We start from the raw sequence: 16,637 nt of genomic DNA, 5'->3' as shown, positions 1-16,637 counted from the left end.
TGTAATAACTCTGAAAATTTTCTAGTGACTCAGGAGACTTAGCGAACGGTGTGATCGTTCCCATTGCCTCTGAAATAGCCAGTTTTGGCGTTTACCGTAAATAAGTATAGCGGGAACGCTGAATCATCCGTTCCTTTAAGCAAGCTGCCTTGGGCATTTGTCGCATAAAAATTGTAATAGCCTTCACCATTGACGATTCGTACACGTTCAAAAGTATAGCCGCCTTCTACCACATAACCGCGAGCAATCGCTGTGGCGATGATTTTTTCTTGGACACCATCTGCCCACACCCAGGCGCTATTGTTTACATCATTCAAATCACTTTGGCGGGCTGGAATAATTGGCTGATTGTTGGTATTTGTTGGTGTATTCGGCGAAAGCACATACTCTTCTTCAGAAGTACTTTGCGCGGGCGTCGCAGCGCTTGTAGATCCGCTGCTCGAAGCGGAAGCGTTGTTCTCGGAAGCCGCCGCTTGTGCTGCTTCTTGGGCAGCTTGTTGTTGCGCCGCTGCTTGTTGGGTAGCTGTTTCACGCTTCGTCAAGGCAGTATCGACTTTACGTAGTTCCGTCGTAAGACTTTCAACCAGTGAATCGATTGGCAAAGCTTGGATTTTTTTCATCAAGGCATTGTAGTTCTCACGAGTGACACTCGCCGGTGCTTCACCGTCACCACTTAAAGCCACCATGCTCTTCACTGCATTTTGAACTTCCTCGATCGCGCTGAACTCTTTTTGTCCCATGTCGATGGCTTGATTGATCAACTCATCAAAGGCATCCCCGTTCTCACGCTTCGCCATTGTGACAGCAGCAGCTTCTTTCAACGAGACTTCTTCCAACTGATCCTCCACAACTGCAGGACTGCTGAAATAGCTATTGATCTCTGTCAAAGCTGCTAATTTGTCAGCAATTGTCTCTGCTTCTTGTGACAAGATCTCGTATCGTTCGTGGTCTTGAAAATCTGCCAACTGATTCGTCACAGCCGTCAGCTGTTCTGCTGTTTTGTCGCTTTTAATGAACACTCGCTCATCATTTGTATAAAAATCATTCAACTCATTTTCGATCTGATCTAACGTACGGTTCTCTTGCGCCAGTTGCGTTTGTCGGGCAGTTTCTTGTTGCTGCTGTTGATAGTAATAAGCCCAACCACCACCCGCTGCCACTAACAAACAAGCCGCTGTAATATAGAGTGCTTTGCGAGGGCTCTTCTTGCTTTCACTGGAAGAAGACGTTTCTTCTTCAGCAGTCGCCTTTTGTGGCGTTTCATCCGCTGCGGTGATTGGTTCAGGAATTGGATCGATGACTGGTTCTGGCTGCTTCTCAGCTTCTTCAATAACTGGCTCCGTCACCACTTCCTCCTCGCTTGACGGCAGAGGTTCCTCGCTGGCTTGCATCTGACTTTCCTCTTCAGCAGAGGAAAGATCAATGGCGGTTTCTTCTGCTTCTAGAGCAGCTGCTGCCTTTGCTTCTTCATCAAGTTTGTGCTGTCGGATATAAGCGGCCAAAATCTCAGAGTCATGCTGTTCATCCGTACTCAGTGCATCGGTCTCATTAACTTCTTCACTGGCTGAAATTGTGTGTTCTTCTGTAGACTCAGAGTTTTCCACTGTTTTTGGTTCTTGTTTAGACTCTGATTCAAGTGGTGTTTTTTGCTCATCAGAAAAAGCCTCTTGCTGTGCAAGGTCGATCGTTTCTTCATTCGAGGATGGCCGATCGCCTAAGTGCTCCTCCATTTTTCCAATCGGAACATTTTTAAAGTCAGACCAGCGAATATCATCGTTTTTGTTTTGTAGCTCTTCTGGCGTAACGGAAGAGTCAGATGATGGTTCCTGTTCATTCTCCTTTGCTTGGTTCCATTGAAACCCGCAATTGGGACAAACGGGTGTTTCTTCTATTGCTTGAAATCCACATTCAGGACATGTCTTCTTCATTGATTCAAACTGACTCCTTTTGTTTTTTGCATTTCCTTCTATGAAGCAGTACCCTACCAGATCAAACGCTTGACGCGCCCACTGCTTCCTATTTCAAAGACCGACAAATAATGGGTCTTTTTTCGCATTTCTTTTTTATTACTCAATTGTGCAGATGCACAAAATTAAATTTATCACATTCTAGGCAATTAGCCAACACTTGCTTGGTTACGTTTTTATTAAGTTCTTTACTTATCCTATGGAGAGATGACAAAACCTGAACAAAAAAGACTTTCCAAAGGGGACCTTTGGAAAGTCAATAAACCTTAATTATTCTAAGAAATCTTTCAATTGTTTTGAACGAGATGGGTGGCGTAGTTTCCGTAACGCTTTTGCTTCAATCTGACGAATCCGTTCTCTGGTTACCCCAAAGACTTTGCCGACTTCTTCTAAGGTCCGAGTACGGCCATCATCGATTCCGAAACGCAAGCGTAGCACATTTTCTTCACGGTCAGTTAACGTATCCAATACATCTTCTAATTGCTCTTTCAAAAGCTCATAAGCCGCATGCTCTGCCGGACTTGTAGCATCTTGGTCCTCAATAAAATCACCTAGATGAGAATCATCTTCTTCACCGATTGGTGTTTCTAATGAAACGGGCTCTTGAGCGATCTTCAAGATTTCACGAACTTTTTCCGTTGGCAAATCCATTTCTGCGCCGATTTCTTCTGGTGTCGGTTCGCGTCCTAAGTCTTGCAATAATTGCCGTTGGATACGAATCAATTTGTTGATGGTTTCCACCATATGCACTGGGATCCGAATGGTTCGAGCTTGGTCAGCGATGGCACGAGTGATCGCTTGACGGATCCACCAGGTCGCATAGGTCGAGAATTTAAACCCTTTGCGATAATCAAATTTCTCAACGGCTTTCATCAAGCCCATGTTTCCTTCTTGGATCAAATCAAGAAATTGCATTCCCCGACCCACATAACGTTTGGCGATGCTGACTACCAAACGTAAGTTGGCTTCTGCCAAACGCTGTTTCGCTTCTTGGTCGCCTTCTTCGATTTTCAGAGCGAGAGCCACTTCTTCTTCTGCGGTCAAAAGCGGTACCCGACCGATCTCTTTCAAGTACATCCGCACAGGGTCATTGATTTTCACACCAGTCGGTGCAGACAAATCTTCTTGAGGTTGGGTTTCTTGTCGTTTTTCATTACTCTTTAAACTATGGACTGAAGGCTCTCCATTTTCATCCACGACACTGATGCCGGAATCCTCCAGTTTTTGAATTAGTTTGTCCATTGCATCAGCATCCAAAGTATAAGGCGTTGCTAAACGATTGGTAATGTCATCGTAAACAACTTGCCCCTTTGTTTTGTTTTCTCGGATGTATTCGGCAACTGCTTTGTCATACGTTTTTTTTGTTTCTTCTGCCATGAAAGAAAGCCCCTTTCAGTTCGCTATTTAGCTTGTTTCAACCGTTTGGTCAAATCAATGATTTCGATTGCAAGTTCAAGTTCTAATTGCTGGTTTCCTATTTGTCTTGCTTCTTGCTGCTGGATTCGTTTTTGATTGATTTCTTCAGCAATGCCCGACTTTTGAAAGACCTGCAGAATGTCCTGAAATTCTTGTTCAGTCCCTTCCTCAGAAGCTTTAAGATCTGCAATATCGATCACCATTTTTTTCATTGAATCTTCTTTTAAAAAATCTAAGAACTTTGCTAAAACAAAGTGTTCTTCTGTTTCCATATACGCATCAAACAGCAGATACAGTTGTTGATAACGATCATGGATAAAGGATATACCACTCGCTCGGAAGCGATGGTTTAACGTACTGTCATGAAACAAACGGTACAATAATAATTCTTGCGCTTTTTCCACCTGTGTTTTGGGCTGCTGCCGTGTAGGCGGCGTAAAGACCACAGGGGTGTCTGTTGGCGGCGGTGGCGCTACATCTTGCATCGTCCGTTGCTCTTGCCGGTTTTGCTTAAGCTGCTGCTGCAAGGTCTCACGACTCAAATTGAACTCTGTAGACAACTGAGTCAAATAGCGGTCTTGCTCCAACAAAGAATCCACACGCTGCAATTCATTTAAAACAACTTGGACATAGTCCAGTTGCTCCTTCTCATTGGCTAAATTGCGATTCATCCGATGATAATCCATCTTGAAGGCAAAAACGGTTTCTTTGCCGTGGACAGCTAGTTTATAAAAAGCTTCTGTCCCATATTTGCGCAAATACTCATCTGGGTCCATCCGTTCCGGCACTCGCACCACAGATAATTTCAAACGGCTATTGTTTTGCAGAAGCTCGATCCCGCGGTTTGTCGCTTCAACCCCTGCACTATCTCCATCGTAACAAAGAATCACTTCTTGTGCCACTCGCTCGATATGGGCGATCTGCTGATTGGTCAAACTGGTCCCCATTGAGGCGATCCCATTTTCGATTCCTGCCTGCCAAGCGGCAATCACGTCCATAAATCCTTCAAATAAATACACTTGGCCATCTTTGCGCATCGCACGGCGTGCTTTGTCAAAGTTGAACAGAACCTCGCGCTTGTTGAAAAGGATCGTTTCTGGACTATTTAAATATTTCGGCTGGTCTTGATCACCAACTTTTTCGCTTGCTAGCCAACGACCAGAAAAACCAATTGTTTTTCCTTGAGGATTACGGATCGGAAACATGATTCGTTGGTAAAAGCGGTCTGCCAATGAGCCATCGTTTCGTTGAACAAAGAGCCCTGTATCAGGAAAAAATTCAGCTTTGGCTTGTTCATTCAAAAAGACTTTCTCCAAAAACGAGCGTTCATTCGGCGCAAAACCAATATTGAATTCTTCGATCAATGCCATCGTCAATCCGCGATCCAATAAATAATCAAGCGCTTCTTGGCCAGCAGCCGTATTCACCAACATGTGATGATAGACCTCGGCGGCTTTTTCATGCAGCGCAATCAATTGACTCGTTTGTGAGGTCGCTTCATTGATGCCTTCTGATTGCTGGTATTGCGGATCAAGAGGAATATCGTTCATTTCTGCTACTTTGACGACTGCTTCAGGAAAACTGATGCCTTCAAGCTCTTGCAAAAAACCGTAAACATTGCCCCCACGACCGCAACCAAAACAATGAAAAATTTGTTTGTCTTCTGCAACGGAAAAAGAAGGTGATTTCTCATTATGGAAGGGACACAAACCAAAATAATTCTTTCCAGATTTCTTTAACTGGACATACTGTCCCACGATATCAACAATATTGCTGCGTTCGCGAATATCGTCAATGATCGTTTGAGGAATTCGTGCCATCCACTCACCTCCATTTGGTAAGTATTCATCGTTTATTAGGTAAAAAAACGCACTAATAGGTATCAGTGCGAAGAATAATTAGACGGAATCACTCATAATGATTTTACCATATTCTATTTGTATTTCAAGCTTTTTTACTTCAGTTATTTTGTGACAATCAGGAAAAGAACCCTGCCGTAACATCGATTTTCCATCGGTTCAATTTTATTAGATCCGCATAGAACATATTGCCGCCATTGTGATACAAATGACCGCCATTATAAAAGACCGATTGGATGCCCCAATAACGATAGGTCTGTTCTGTATCATTGCCTAATAACGGGGATAAAACCTCTCTGGAATATGTTTCTGCTAATTCTAAGGTGTTCACGCCACCCCGTTCAGCGACATAATCAATATAATCTGTACCAAAATTATAAGCCTGGACTGCGGTCCAAAGATCACAGTTCATTTGCTCTGCTTTTTCGATCAACTCGGCTAAATAAGAAACCCCTTGTTCGATGCTTTGTTCTGGCGTATCAAATTGGTTTTGTTTTCCATATACACTTTCAGAACTTTGCATCGGATCATTGCCTTGTCCTTTTGACTCCGTCAGCATGATACTCATTGCTAAAGACTGATATTCAGAGATGTCGTGGGCTTGTGTCTGCTGTGCGATTTCCGCTTCATACGCATAGACAGCTTTCAATGCCGTGTAGTTTCGATAGCCCCAAACCCCTGCTCCAATCAGCAGCAGCAAGAGCGCAAACTTCAGTACAAATCCTAGGAAACGTCGAATTTTTCTCATCAAATACATCCCATCTTTTCTAAGTCAGAATCTATCGTACTATGAAATGAACAGGCTGACTAGAATTTTTTCTCTCCTAAAAAATCCTTAATAAAATCACAAGATTATTTAGAAAAAAACAAGCAATCCTAAGCTGATGGAGGGATTGTTGCTGGTTTGACATGAAAAAGGAAACAGTGCTCCTTCAGATAATGGAAGCACTGTTTCACTGTTTTTTATTTTTCGATCGTGGTCACGATACCAGAACCAACTGTTCGTCCACCTTCACGAATGGAGAAAGTCGTTCCATTTTCCACAGCGATTGGATGGATCAATTCCACATCGATCGTTACGTTGTCACCAGGCATAACCATTTCCGTTCCTTCTGGTAAAACGATATTCCCAGTTACGTCCGTTGTACGGAAGTAAAATTGTGGGCGATAGTTATTAAAGAATGGGGTATGGCGACCGCCTTCTTCCTTTGTCAACACATAGACTTCTGCTTGGAATTTCGTATGTGGTGTGATGGAACCTGGTTTTGCTAACACTTGGCCCCGTTCAATTTCATCCCGGGTGATTCCCCGTAATAATACCCCTACGTTATCACCAGCTTCCCCAAAGTCCATCGTCTTACGGAACATTTCTACTCCTGTCACGACTGCTTTTTGTGTTTCAGGTTTGATTCCGACGATTTCTACTTCATCACCGACTTTTACTGTTCCGCGATCGATCCGACCGGAAGCAACGGTTCCCCGTCCAGTAATTGAAAAGACATCTTCGATCGGCAATAATAATGGTTTATCAGTGTCTCGTTCAGGTGTTGGGATATATTCATCTACCGTATCCATCAGCGTTAAGATCGCTGCTTCAGCCTCTGGGTCACCTTCCAAGGCTTTTAAGGCAGAGCCTTTGATCACAGGAATGTCATCACCTGGAAAATCATATTCAGTCAGCAATTCTCTGACTTCCATTTCAACTAAATCGATCAACTCATCATCATCGACAAGGTCTGTTTTATTTAAAAAGACGATCAAATGTTTCACACCCACTTGACGAGAAAGCAAAATATGTTCACGGGTTTGCGGCATTGGGCCATCTGTCGCTGATACGACCAAGATTGCGCCGTCCATTTGGGCAGCCCCTGTAATCATATTTTTCACGTAATCCGCGTGTCCTGGTGCATCGATATGGGCATAGTGCCGTTTTTCTGTTTCGTATTCTACATGGGCAGTATTGATGGTGATACCACGTTCGCGTTCCTCAGGAGCCGCGTCGATACTTGCGTAATCTTGCGGATTGGCAAGTCCTTTTTTCCCAAGAACTGTGGTAATAGCAGCAGTCAAGGTTGTTTTCCCATGGTCGACGTGTCCTATCGTTCCGATATTAACATGGGGTTTGCTACGATCATAATGTTGTTTTGCCATATTGTTTCCCTCCTAGAGAAAGTTGAGTCGTTCTTTGACTCGAATCATATTTTGCGATTTACGCTTCCAAATTCATAAGTATCAACTTATTTTTTGTAAGTTTAAATCTACTCTTATTATAGGTCAAAATTAGTCAAAGTCAAGTGAGATGTCTCGTCTGCTAATCCCTAAGAATTTCTTTGCTTTTTTCGATCTATTGGACGTAGGACAATTTTTATGAATAATAGAAGATGAGGTGAGAAATGTGAAAAAAATCATTGCAGCGCTGGTTTTTGCAGCAATTTTCCTTGGTGGCTGTTTTGCTACTTATCATTATTACTATGGTGGAAGTGACTACTATACAGTCATCAGGGATGCCGGCGAGCACGACACGGAAATTAGTGATAACGGAGTTGCCGAAGATGTCTACCGTTACACACAAGACGCTTACAGTTCCTCTGGAGAAGTCAAAACGGTCAAAATGAATGAGCACCGTTCCGCGCCTTTAAGAGAAGGTGCCTATTTGAAATTATTGGTCAATCCTAATAAAGGTGTTCTGAGCTGGGAAGAAGTTTCTGAAGAAGACGTTCCCAAAGCCGCCCTTGAGAAACTGACCGATCAATAATTGCTGATATTGATCAAAGATATCCAGAAAAAAAGCAGAGACTCCTCATTACTTAAAGAGGAATCTCTGCTTTTTTGTGCTCGTTCTATGTTGTTAGCTCCGCATCATCCACACATAAGACCTTTGTCCTACATCCGATTAATTACTTCTTCTACATTTTTGATCGTTACGGAAATCGTTCCGTCTGGATTATTGATAAATTCGATCAAATTTGGATCTCGGTAAACATCCAAAGGAACGATCAATTCGATCCCGTTAGATAATTTTAGTTTTTGTTTCCCGAATTTTTTCTCTGAGATCTCACGGACATCCCGCATCATTGGTGCCTGATTGACAAATCCTTTTTCAGCCACTTCTTCTTGAAAAGAAAGCTGAGCGGTAATATTGTCTTTAAAGACTTTTTGCGCCACTTCACTGACATCAATGTGTCCTGACTCTTCGATCGTGTCGTAAACCGCTTCTTTTAAATCGGCAACAACGTTATAGGTAGGTGTTTCAAATTTCTGACCAATTTTTTCCGCTACTTTTTTGATGACTTTGACGTTTTCTTCTAACGAGGGAATCGGTTCGGCATCAATGACTTTCGTTGAAAAGTAGGCATATTTTTCACCTGAAAAGCTATATTTCTTTTCAATCAGTTCAAAGTCTAAGCTCTCCACATCAATTGTGATCCCTTCATCGGCCTTTTGAGTTTTACCTGCTAGTAAGGCACGATGCAAAATTAAATTGTTTTCGATCCCAGCTTCCCCATTATCAATAAAGTGCGTATAGCCGTCTTGATAGTTGACCTTCAAAAATGCCAACTGCATTCTTGTATCAAATTCATACAAGACCACAAAGGCATCCGCACTTGGTGCATCTTCACTTTCCTTGTACGCTTCATACCACCGTTGGACGATCGCTTCACTGGCTGCGACAAAGTCTTCGGGTGCTTGTTTGACCAGTTGAGCGATCATTGATGTTTCGAGTAAACGCCCTGTTTTGGTTTGCGGTGTTGCAAGTTTCTGTATTTTTTTCGTCAAATAATCGCGGATGTATTCCGTGGTCAAATCGAGTTCAACTTGAGAAAAAACCGGATCACCAGTTTGACGGTCAATAATGTGTAATATCGCATGTTTCAAATAAATATCCATTAGTTACGCTCCTTATCCATTTGTCTAGTGTACAAAAAAAATAGGCGAACTGACAAGAGCCAAACGTCATTTTTCTTATTGGCCACTTCCTTTTTGAAAGATGCATTCATTGGAAAATCCGTCCTCGTCTGCTAAACTAAAGGTATCACAGAAAACGGAGGAATGAACATGAACAGCTATACGTTATCAAACAATGTAACCATCCCTGAGTTAGGTTTTGGCACATGGCAAACACCAGACGGCGACGTTGCCGTAGCATCAGTCAAAAAAGCACTGGAAGTAGGTTACCGCCATATTGATACAGCCCAAGGCTATAAAAATGAAGCCAGTGTTGGTCAAGCGATCAAAGAAAGCGGCATTCCCCGCGAAGAACTCTTTTTGACTACAAAATTGTGGAATGCGAACCATTCCTATGATCTTGTGATGTCTTCTTTTGAAGAGTCCTTAGAGAAACTACAAACAGACTATATCGATCTTTTCTTAATCCATTGGCCAAACCCAGTAGCCTTTCGCGACACCTGGCAAACAGCGAATGCAGAAACATGGCGCGCTTTTGAAGAATTGTATCAAGCAGGCAAAATCAAAGCGATCGGGGTCAGCAACTTCTTGCCTCATCATTTTGAAGAATTGAAAAAAACAGCGACCATCTTCCCAATGGTCAATCAGATTTTCCTTGCACCTGGCGAGTTACAAGAAGAAGTGGTGACTTATTGCCAAGAACACGATGTATTGCTTGAAGCATACAGCCCATTAGGTACCGGAAAGATATTTGATGTACCAGAAATGAAAGCATTAGCTGAAAAGCATCAAAAATCAATCGCTCAAGTTGCATTACGCTGGTCTTTACAACATGGTTTCTTGCCATTACCAAAATCAGTCACACCAAGTCGGATCGAAGAAAACATCCATGTCTTTGATTTTGAGCTATCTGAAGAAGACATGAATACGATCGATCAATTAGATGGCGTCGTTGGGAAAGCGACCAATCCAGATACGACAGGGTTTTAATTTTACTCTCTATAAGGAGAAGCCTATGAAGACAACTGATTTGATTCACCTCTCCCCTGCTGTTCAAAAAGCCTTACATGCTGATTTTGTTTTTCTTGTATGGCCAGGCAAAGTCCAACATTTTCCGGCGCGTCAATGGTCGTCTAGCGACTATCAGCAGATGCTGGCTGAGAAACTCACTGGGGAAGTACGCTTTTTTCTTTGGGAAAACTACTTAGTCGCCACTGGAGACAAGGAGCTTTTGATCCTAATGCCTAAGTACCATCAAATCAATGATCTAGTAGAAACGCCAACGCCGCTTCTTTAGCAGCGCTGGCGTTTTTTCAGGAAATATATAATTTTTTTTGTATTTTTTCATGAGAATGACTGTTCTTTTCTGCAAATTTTCCTTATAATCGATAGTGATCGAGAGGAGAAGATTATGAAAAAGAAACAATTAGCAAAATTGAAACAACAATTCCGCCCGTCTTATGAAACAGCTCGACAACAGTTGTTTACAGCGATCGAGCGCAAAACAGCAGATAAGTTCGACCTTCCGACAACTGTTTATATCAATCCTAAAAATCAAGAGGAATTATTGATTGAATTGTTGAAGGAAACACCCAAAGAACAAAAAATCGCTGTTCCTTTAGATGAGAACTTCAAAATCGTCGTGAAACGAATTCAACGCTTAGAAGCTGGCTTACTTGATCGTTTCAGCGACAACTTAGTCGATGAGATCGCTGCTTACTGGTTACCGACCAATCCGCAAGAAAGTGCGGCACCTACATCCGCTCCTGCGAAAGAACCAGCAGAAGTGAAGGAAGAAACGGCACCAACTAGACCTGCATCAACTAAAACTAAAGAAGTGGAAAAATCAACGGCTGATGATTCTGACGAATCCATGACTTTTTCAGCATTTGCCGAAAAAATCGCAGCATTCCCTAAATTTTCTGCAAAACAATCTTCAGGAGAAACGACCGTGATCGAAGCTTCCCCGAAAGAAGATCGTGTTCTAGCAACAATTTCTGAAACAGAAAGTGATACTTTTACCATCGAAACCGCTCTAGAACGCAAATACAAAGTAAAACTAGAAGTCATTCCATTGATCGAGGCGTATGCCCACACGGCGATTTCTAAACGATAAACAAAAGGTTCTCTAGGAATTTCCCTAGAGAACCTTTTTTAGTTGCGTATTTCTGTTAAAAATTTACGGGCTTGCTCTTGGTTCATTTGACTCGCCGCTCGCAGCTTAGCTGCCAGCTGATCGATCTCAGTTCCTTTTGCCCCAACTGAAATAGCTAATGAACGGGCTTGCATGCTCATATGGCCTTGCTGAATTCCTTCTGAAACCAATGCCCGCAAAGCTGCCAGATTCTGAGCCAACCCGACACTTGCCGCCAGCGAAGCTAACTCACTCGCCGTTTCAACACCGGTCAAAGCCAACGCCGCTTGGGCTTTTGGCAATACTTTTGTGGCACCCCCGACTGTGGCGATCGCCAACGGAAGTGTGATACTACCAATCAAACGGCCTTCTACTATTTTCCAAGAAGTCAGCCCTTGCATGCGACCATTACGGGCAGCATAGCCATGACAAGCTGCCGAAACGGCACGAGTGTCATTTCCGGTAGCCAAAATCAGCGCTTCAACGCCATTCATGATCCCTTTGTTATGGGTGGCGGCACGATATGGATCAATCTTGGCAAAATCAGCTGCATGAACGATTTTTTCGGCAACTTGTCTACCCTTTCCGATCTTGCTCAGTTTGTCAAAAGGCACGGAGCAAGTGGCTGTTACTAACGATTCCGTGGCAAGATTACTTAAAATACTAAAGAGAATTTCTTCTTCTGGGAACCACTTCCGAAAGAGGTCGGCCACTCCTTCTAAAATCGAATTGATGATGTTGGCGCCCATGGCATCTTTGACATCAACCAACAAATCGATTGAGACATAGGCTGTTGCTAATTCAGATTCTGTTGGCGAGAAGTTCCGACTAATCACTCGTCGTAAGCCCCCGCCGCGTTTTACGATCGAGGGATACGCCGCGTTCGCCACTGCAAAAATCGCCGCTTGCTCTGTGTTGACTTTTGCCAAAATGGCATCCGGGTCCTGAACAGTCATAAAGACGATCTGGCCTCGAAGCAAACGTTCTTGACTGGTCGTTGTAATGGGCCCAGCCATTTTTGCTCCATTGCTCATCGCTGCAATCACAGAAGGTTCTTCTGTGGCTAACGGGACATTGTATCTCTTGCCATTCACTTGCAGATTCAACCCCACACCTAAGGGAATCTCCACTTCACTGATCTGGTTTTCGATCAAGTGATTGGCGGTTTCCTTGTCTAATGCCATTTCTTGAAAAACCAAGGATTCGGCTGCTGTGATCGCCCCTTGTGCTTCAAGAAAGGTTAGTCGTTCGTTAGGCGTAAGGGCGTAAAACTTTTTTTTTTCTGTTTTTTCTGATGCCGACTCTTCATGAAAATCGGCTTGACTTGCTGCCGCCGAAGGATTTTCTAACAGCATCGCTAGCCCTAACCCGCCACCGACACATAAAGAGGCGATCCCATAACGTTCTTGTGTGTCTTTTAGCTGATAAGCGACGGTCGTTGCGATCCGAGCACCGGTTGCTCCAATCGCATGGCCAAGGGAAATGCCCCCACCGTAACGGTTGACTTTCTTGGGATCCAAACCAAGTTCACGTTCTACTACGATCGAGGAAGCTGCAAAGGCTTCATTGATTTCAAAAATACCGATATCTTCAATCGACAGTGCTTGCTTTTTCAGCAAAGTATCGATTGCTTTGATTGGTGAGATTCCCATGATCTCTGGGGCAAAGCCAACTTCAACGATCTCTTTGATCACTGCCAGATAAGGAATCTGATGCTCCTCACAATAGCTTTTTGAGGCGATCAAGACCATGGCAGCCCCATCATTGATGGTTGAGGCATTCCCAGCAGTCACCGTACCGTCCTTTTTGAAAACCGTTTTTAGTTCAGCTAATTTTTCGACTGTCGTAGCGGCGCGAATGCCTTCATCCTGGGAAACGGTAGCAGACTTTTCGGTCACGGGTACGATCTCTTGCTCAAATTTCTTTTCCGCTTGTGCTTTGGCAGCCTTCATTTGGGAGTGGTAGGCAAATTCATCTTGTTCTTGTCGAGTGATGCCATATCTTTCTGCAACAGTTTCAGCCGTTAAGCCCATCGGTTTGCTGCTAAAAGCGTCTGTTAAGCCATCATGCATCATTGTCGATACTGGATTTGAATACTGATCATCCGCCTTGTTATAATAACTGAATAGTGGCGCATTCGTCATACTTTCGATCCCACCAGTCAAGACGACTGATGCCTTGTTTAACTGAATTTGCTCCATGCCCATTAGAATCGCTTTCATTCCCGAACCGCAAACTTCGTTGATCGTTGAGGCTGGAATATCTGAAGAAAGCCCACTTTGCAGGGAAACTTGGCGACTTGGATTTTGCCCACTGCCTGCTTGCAGGACATTTCCGATAATCACTTGTGCGATATGTTCTTTTGCTTGTTGGTTTCTTGCCAACAAGGCTTTCGCAGCAATTGTTCCTAATTCTACTGCTGAATATTCTTTTAATGACCCATGGTATTTGCCAATTGGCGTTCTTAGTGCGTCGATAATGACAACTTCTTCCACGTACGTCACCTCCTCTTGAAATATATCATTAAATCCTCCAAAAAAGAATACCCCACATCAGCTTGCTGTGCCCTTTTCTACTTTCTTTAATAAAGTTTAAATTCTAATCAATTCTTTTTCATTTTTTTCAAAAAATATGATACCTTAGAACGTGTAGCCTACTAAGTACGTAGAACATAAAGGAGCGACGGAATGAACGTTGGTATTGATAAAATAAATTTTTATGTCCCCCCCTATTTTATAGATATGGTTGATCTAGCTCACGCCCGAGAGGTCGACCCAAATAAATTTACGATCGGGATCGGTCAAGATCAAATGGCGGTCAATAAAAAAACGCAAGATATCGTCACCTTTGCCATGCATGCGGCAAAAGATATCCTCACAAAAGAAGATTTACAAGCAATTGATATGGTGATCGTCGGCACAGAATCCGGCATCGATGAATCAAAGGCTTCGGCAGTGGTTTTGCATCGCCTATTGGGTATTCAACCATTTGCCCGCTCCTTTGAAATCAAAGAAGCGTGTTATGGCGCAACAGCAGGCTTACAGTTTGCTAAAGCCCACGTACAAGCCAATCCAAAAAGCAAAGTTTTGGTGGTGGCTTCAGACATCGCCCGGTATGGCTTAGCTTCCGGTGGAGAGCCCACTCAAGGCGTAGGTGCAGTTGCTATGCTGATCTCTGCAGATCCAGCGATTTTGCAGTTGGATAACGATAATTTGATGTTGACGCAAGACATTTATGATTTTTGGCGTCCCGTTGGTCATCAATATCCAATGGTAGATGGCCACTTGTCAAATGCCGTCTATATCGATTCCTTTAAACAAGTTTGGCAAGCCCATTGCGAAAAAACGCAACGCACAGCAAAAGATTACGCTGCATTGAGTTTCCATATTCCTTATACAAAAATGGGAAAAAAAGCCTTATTGGCTGTTTTTGCCGAAGAAGAAGAAACGCAACAAGAACGCCTGATGGCTCGCTATGAAGAATCGATCGTTTACAGTCGTCGTACCGGCAACTTGTATACGGGTTCATTGTACCTAGGCTTGATCTCTTTATTGGAAAATTCCTCCAGCTTGCAAGCCAATGATCGGATAGGACTGTTTAGTTACGGCTCAGGAGCGGTTGCTGAATTTTTCAGCGGCGTATTGGTACCCGGTTATGAAAAACAGTTAGCACAAGCTGCTCACCAAACGTTACTTGATGCCCGTCAAAAACTAACGATTGCTGAATACGAAGCAATGTTCAATGAGACCATCGATATTGATCAAGATCAATCCTTTGAGGATGATCTGCTTTACAGTATTCGTGAAATCAAAAATACCATTCGTTATTATAAAGAAGAAAACGAGTGATGTTAAGAAAAACTTTGTTTATTTTCAAGCAAGAAAGCTTGATGAAACAAAGTTTTTTTCTTTCTTTTTAATTTGTTGAAACAAAGCATCTTTTTCAAACTTTTTCTGATTGTTATTCAAAAATTTTCAGATAATTCAGGAAAAACATTTGACAGTCCGCTTTTTTTTGTCTATACTAAAAACAATTCAAGTATGGAGGAACTTTTTTATGTTAAAAACGACCGTGTCCCCACAACTGAATATCTTTTACTTTAGCTACTTTAGATAGTTTGTATTCATAACACATTATGGATGCAAACCGCAAAACGAGTTTTGTTTGTATCTATGATGGCTAAAGCATTTTAACTTGAACTTGCAGCCATGTAGAAAATCTTCTAAATGGTTGCCAATATACGTTTACGCTTGGTATAGGATCGAATCCATTTAGACGATTGTCTGAATGGATTTTTTTGTTCAGGTAAACCCCAATTAAAAAAGAAACGTTTATAGGAGGAGTTACAATGAAAATGAAAAAATGGATCACAACTGGATTATTAACGGCTTCACTACTGGCACTGGCAGCTTGTGGGGAATCAAACAATGCTTCTGAGGGAAACGACGGATCAAAAACAGTCGGTGTCTTGCAACTCGTGGAACATGGCTCCTTGAATGCCGCCTACGAAGGATTTAAAGAAGGCTTAGCAGAAGCGGGCTACACAGAAGGTGAAAACCTGACGATCGAATACCAAAATGCGCAAAACAGTCAAGACAACTTAAAGAGTATGAGCGAACGCCTAGTGAATGCCAACCCTGATCTTTTATTGGGCATCGCTACCCCTGCTGCTGTTTCGTTAGCAAATGAAACCACTGATACCCCAATCGTGGTTACCGCAGTTACTGACTTAGTTGGGGCAAAATTAGCCGACTCAAATGAAGAACCCGGTCGCAACATCACCGGTACGTCAGACATGGTACCCATTGAGCAGCAGATCAATTTGCTGTTAAGCATCGTCCCTGACGCCAAGACGATCGGCATTATGTATAATGCAGGTGAAGCTAACTCGAAAATTCAAGCAGACTTGGCAGAAGAAGCCTTAAAAGCTGCTGGAGTCGACGTTAAAGTATTGACCGCCAATACCACCAATGATGTGCAGCAAGTGACCACTAGCCTGGCAAAAGATGTCGATGGCATTTATATTCCAACAGATAATACCTTTGCCTCTGCTGCTGCAATCGTCGGTGAAGTGGCGAAAGAAACCAAAACACCGATCGTCGCAGGTTCCGTGGAACAAGTCGATGATGGAGCTCTAGCAACTTATGGTATTGACTATAAATCACTAGGCATTCAAACAGGAAAACTAGCAGCAAAAATTTTAGATGGCGATGCAGAACCAGCTACCACACCCGTTGAAACAGCGGAGAATTTAGAGTTAGTCGTCAATGAAGAAATGGCTGCAGCTTTAGGGATTGATCCTGCCAGCATCACTGCCCCAGAATAACCATACTATTTTAGATTTGAGGAAATCAT

13 protein-coding genes are annotated in these 16,637 nt (G+C 42.9%); 6 read left to right on the top strand and 7 right to left on the bottom strand.

Going from position 1 to position 16,637, the window contains the following annotated elements; all coding sequences use genetic code 11:
- Positions 1-38: 38 nt before the first annotated feature.
- The 5 genes from IGJ01_RS05595 to tuf form a co-directional block, all read right to left on the bottom strand.
- Positions 39-1,928, bottom strand: coding sequence for a cell division site-positioning protein MapZ family protein (locus IGJ01_RS05595; protein WP_194199408.1), 1,890 nt, complete (start codon positions 1,926-1,928; stop codon positions 39-41).
- 309 nt (positions 1,929-2,237) lie between these two features.
- The gene (gene rpoD, locus IGJ01_RS05590) at positions 2,238-3,344 is read right to left on the bottom strand and encodes an RNA polymerase sigma factor RpoD (RefSeq protein ID WP_005229298.1); all 1,107 of its coding nucleotides are present in this window, start codon (positions 3,342-3,344) and stop codon (positions 2,238-2,240) included.
- A gap of 23 nt (positions 3,345-3,367) precedes the next feature.
- Positions 3,368-5,203, bottom strand: coding sequence for a DNA primase (dnaG, locus tag IGJ01_RS05585; RefSeq protein ID WP_008381016.1), 1,836 nt, complete (start codon positions 5,201-5,203; stop codon positions 3,368-3,370).
- A 157-nt stretch (positions 5,204-5,360) separates the two neighbouring features.
- Entirely contained in the window at positions 5,361-5,990 is a 630-nt protein-coding gene (locus IGJ01_RS05580; protein ID WP_016621009.1) for a lysozyme family protein, read from the bottom strand.
- Between the two features lie 215 nt (positions 5,991-6,205).
- Positions 6,206-7,393 (bottom strand): elongation factor Tu, encoded by a 1,188-nt coding sequence (gene tuf, locus IGJ01_RS05575; protein WP_005237121.1) that lies wholly within the window; start codon positions 7,391-7,393, stop codon positions 6,206-6,208.
- A 244-nt stretch (positions 7,394-7,637) separates the two neighbouring features.
- Between tuf and IGJ01_RS05570 the strand changes: the two genes are divergently transcribed.
- On the top strand, positions 7,638-7,997 hold the full coding sequence (locus IGJ01_RS05570) for a YxeA family protein (protein WP_005237124.1): 360 nt from the start codon (positions 7,638-7,640) through the stop codon (positions 7,995-7,997).
- Positions 7,998-8,125: 128 nt separating this feature from the next.
- On the opposite strand, the gene IGJ01_RS05565 is transcribed toward IGJ01_RS05570, so the two are convergent.
- Positions 8,126-9,130 carry a nucleoid-associated protein gene (locus tag IGJ01_RS05565; RefSeq protein WP_005237126.1) on the bottom strand — a complete coding sequence of 335 codons (1,005 nt, stop codon included), beginning with the start codon at positions 9,128-9,130 and terminating at the stop codon, positions 8,126-8,128.
- Positions 9,131-9,292: 162 nt separating this feature from the next.
- Between IGJ01_RS05565 and IGJ01_RS05560 the strand changes: the two genes are divergently transcribed.
- The 3 genes from IGJ01_RS05560 (at position 9,293) to IGJ01_RS05550 (ending at position 11,264) form a co-directional block, all read left to right on the top strand.
- Entirely contained in the window at positions 9,293-10,138 is an 846-nt protein-coding gene (locus tag IGJ01_RS05560; RefSeq protein WP_005237128.1) for an aldo/keto reductase, read from the top strand.
- A 25-nt stretch (positions 10,139-10,163) separates the two neighbouring features.
- Positions 10,164-10,445, top strand: a complete 282-nt coding sequence (locus tag IGJ01_RS05555) for a hypothetical protein (RefSeq protein ID WP_005237130.1) — start codon at positions 10,164-10,166, stop codon at positions 10,443-10,445.
- A gap of 114 nt (positions 10,446-10,559) precedes the next feature.
- The gene (locus tag IGJ01_RS05550; RefSeq protein WP_196044173.1) at positions 10,560-11,264 is read left to right on the top strand and encodes a hypothetical protein; all 705 of its coding nucleotides are present in this window, start codon (positions 10,560-10,562) and stop codon (positions 11,262-11,264) included.
- Positions 11,265-11,302: 38 nt separating this feature from the next.
- Here the strand turns inward: IGJ01_RS05550 and IGJ01_RS05545 are convergent, their stop codons facing one another.
- Positions 11,303-13,777, bottom strand: a complete 2,475-nt coding sequence (locus tag IGJ01_RS05545; RefSeq protein ID WP_244733324.1) for a hydroxymethylglutaryl-CoA reductase, degradative — start codon at positions 13,775-13,777, stop codon at positions 11,303-11,305.
- Positions 13,778-13,969: 192 nt separating this feature from the next.
- Here IGJ01_RS05545 and IGJ01_RS05540 point away from each other — a divergent pair, with 192 nt between their 5' ends.
- Together IGJ01_RS05540 and IGJ01_RS05535 are read left to right on the top strand one after the other, a co-directional pair.
- Positions 13,970-15,130 (top strand): hydroxymethylglutaryl-CoA synthase, encoded by a 1,161-nt coding sequence (locus IGJ01_RS05540; protein WP_016613067.1) that lies wholly within the window; start codon positions 13,970-13,972, stop codon positions 15,128-15,130.
- Positions 15,131-15,630: 500 nt separating this feature from the next.
- Positions 15,631-16,608, top strand: coding sequence for an ABC transporter substrate-binding protein (locus tag IGJ01_RS05535; protein ID WP_005237146.1), 978 nt, complete (start codon positions 15,631-15,633; stop codon positions 16,606-16,608).
- The last annotated feature ends 29 nt before the right edge of the window (positions 16,609-16,637 follow it).

Origin of the sequence: Enterococcus sp. AZ089, assembly GCF_050547225.1 — a bacterium.
Taxonomy (GTDB): Bacteria; Bacillota; Bacilli; order Lactobacillales; family Enterococcaceae; genus Enterococcus_D; species Enterococcus_D entomosocium.
Note: the sequence above shows the minus strand (reverse complement) of the source record. Positions and strands in the feature narration are given on the sequence as shown.

Excerpts from the sequence above, each read along its gene's own strand:
- IGJ01_RS05595 (WP_194199408.1), bottom strand. The coding sequence starts at position 1,928 with ATGAAGAAGACATGTCCTGAATGTGGATTTCAAGCAATAGAAGAAACA.
- rpoD (WP_005229298.1), bottom strand. The coding sequence starts at position 3,344 with ATGGCAGAAGAAACAAAAAAAACGTATGACAAAGCAGTTGCCGAATAC.
- dnaG (WP_008381016.1), bottom strand. The coding sequence starts at position 5,203 with ATGGCACGAATTCCTCAAACGATCATTGACGATATTCGCGAACGCAGC.
- IGJ01_RS05580 (WP_016621009.1), bottom strand. The coding sequence starts at position 5,990 with ATGAGAAAAATTCGACGTTTCCTAGGATTTGTACTGAAGTTTGCGCTC.
- tuf (WP_005237121.1), bottom strand. The coding sequence starts at position 7,393 with ATGGCAAAACAACATTATGATCGTAGCAAACCCCATGTTAATATCGGA.
- IGJ01_RS05565 (WP_005237126.1), bottom strand. The coding sequence starts at position 9,130 with ATGGATATTTATTTGAAACATGCGATATTACACATTATTGACCGTCAA.
- IGJ01_RS05560 (WP_005237128.1), top strand. The coding sequence starts at position 9,293 with ATGAACATGAACAGCTATACGTTATCAAACAATGTAACCATCCCTGAG.
- IGJ01_RS05555 (WP_005237130.1), top strand. The coding sequence starts at position 10,164 with ATGAAGACAACTGATTTGATTCACCTCTCCCCTGCTGTTCAAAAAGCC.
- IGJ01_RS05550 (WP_196044173.1), top strand. The coding sequence starts at position 10,560 with ATGAAAAAGAAACAATTAGCAAAATTGAAACAACAATTCCGCCCGTCT.
- IGJ01_RS05540 (WP_016613067.1), top strand. The coding sequence starts at position 13,970 with ATGAACGTTGGTATTGATAAAATAAATTTTTATGTCCCCCCCTATTTT.
- IGJ01_RS05535 (WP_005237146.1), top strand. The coding sequence starts at position 15,631 with ATGAAAATGAAAAAATGGATCACAACTGGATTATTAACGGCTTCACTA.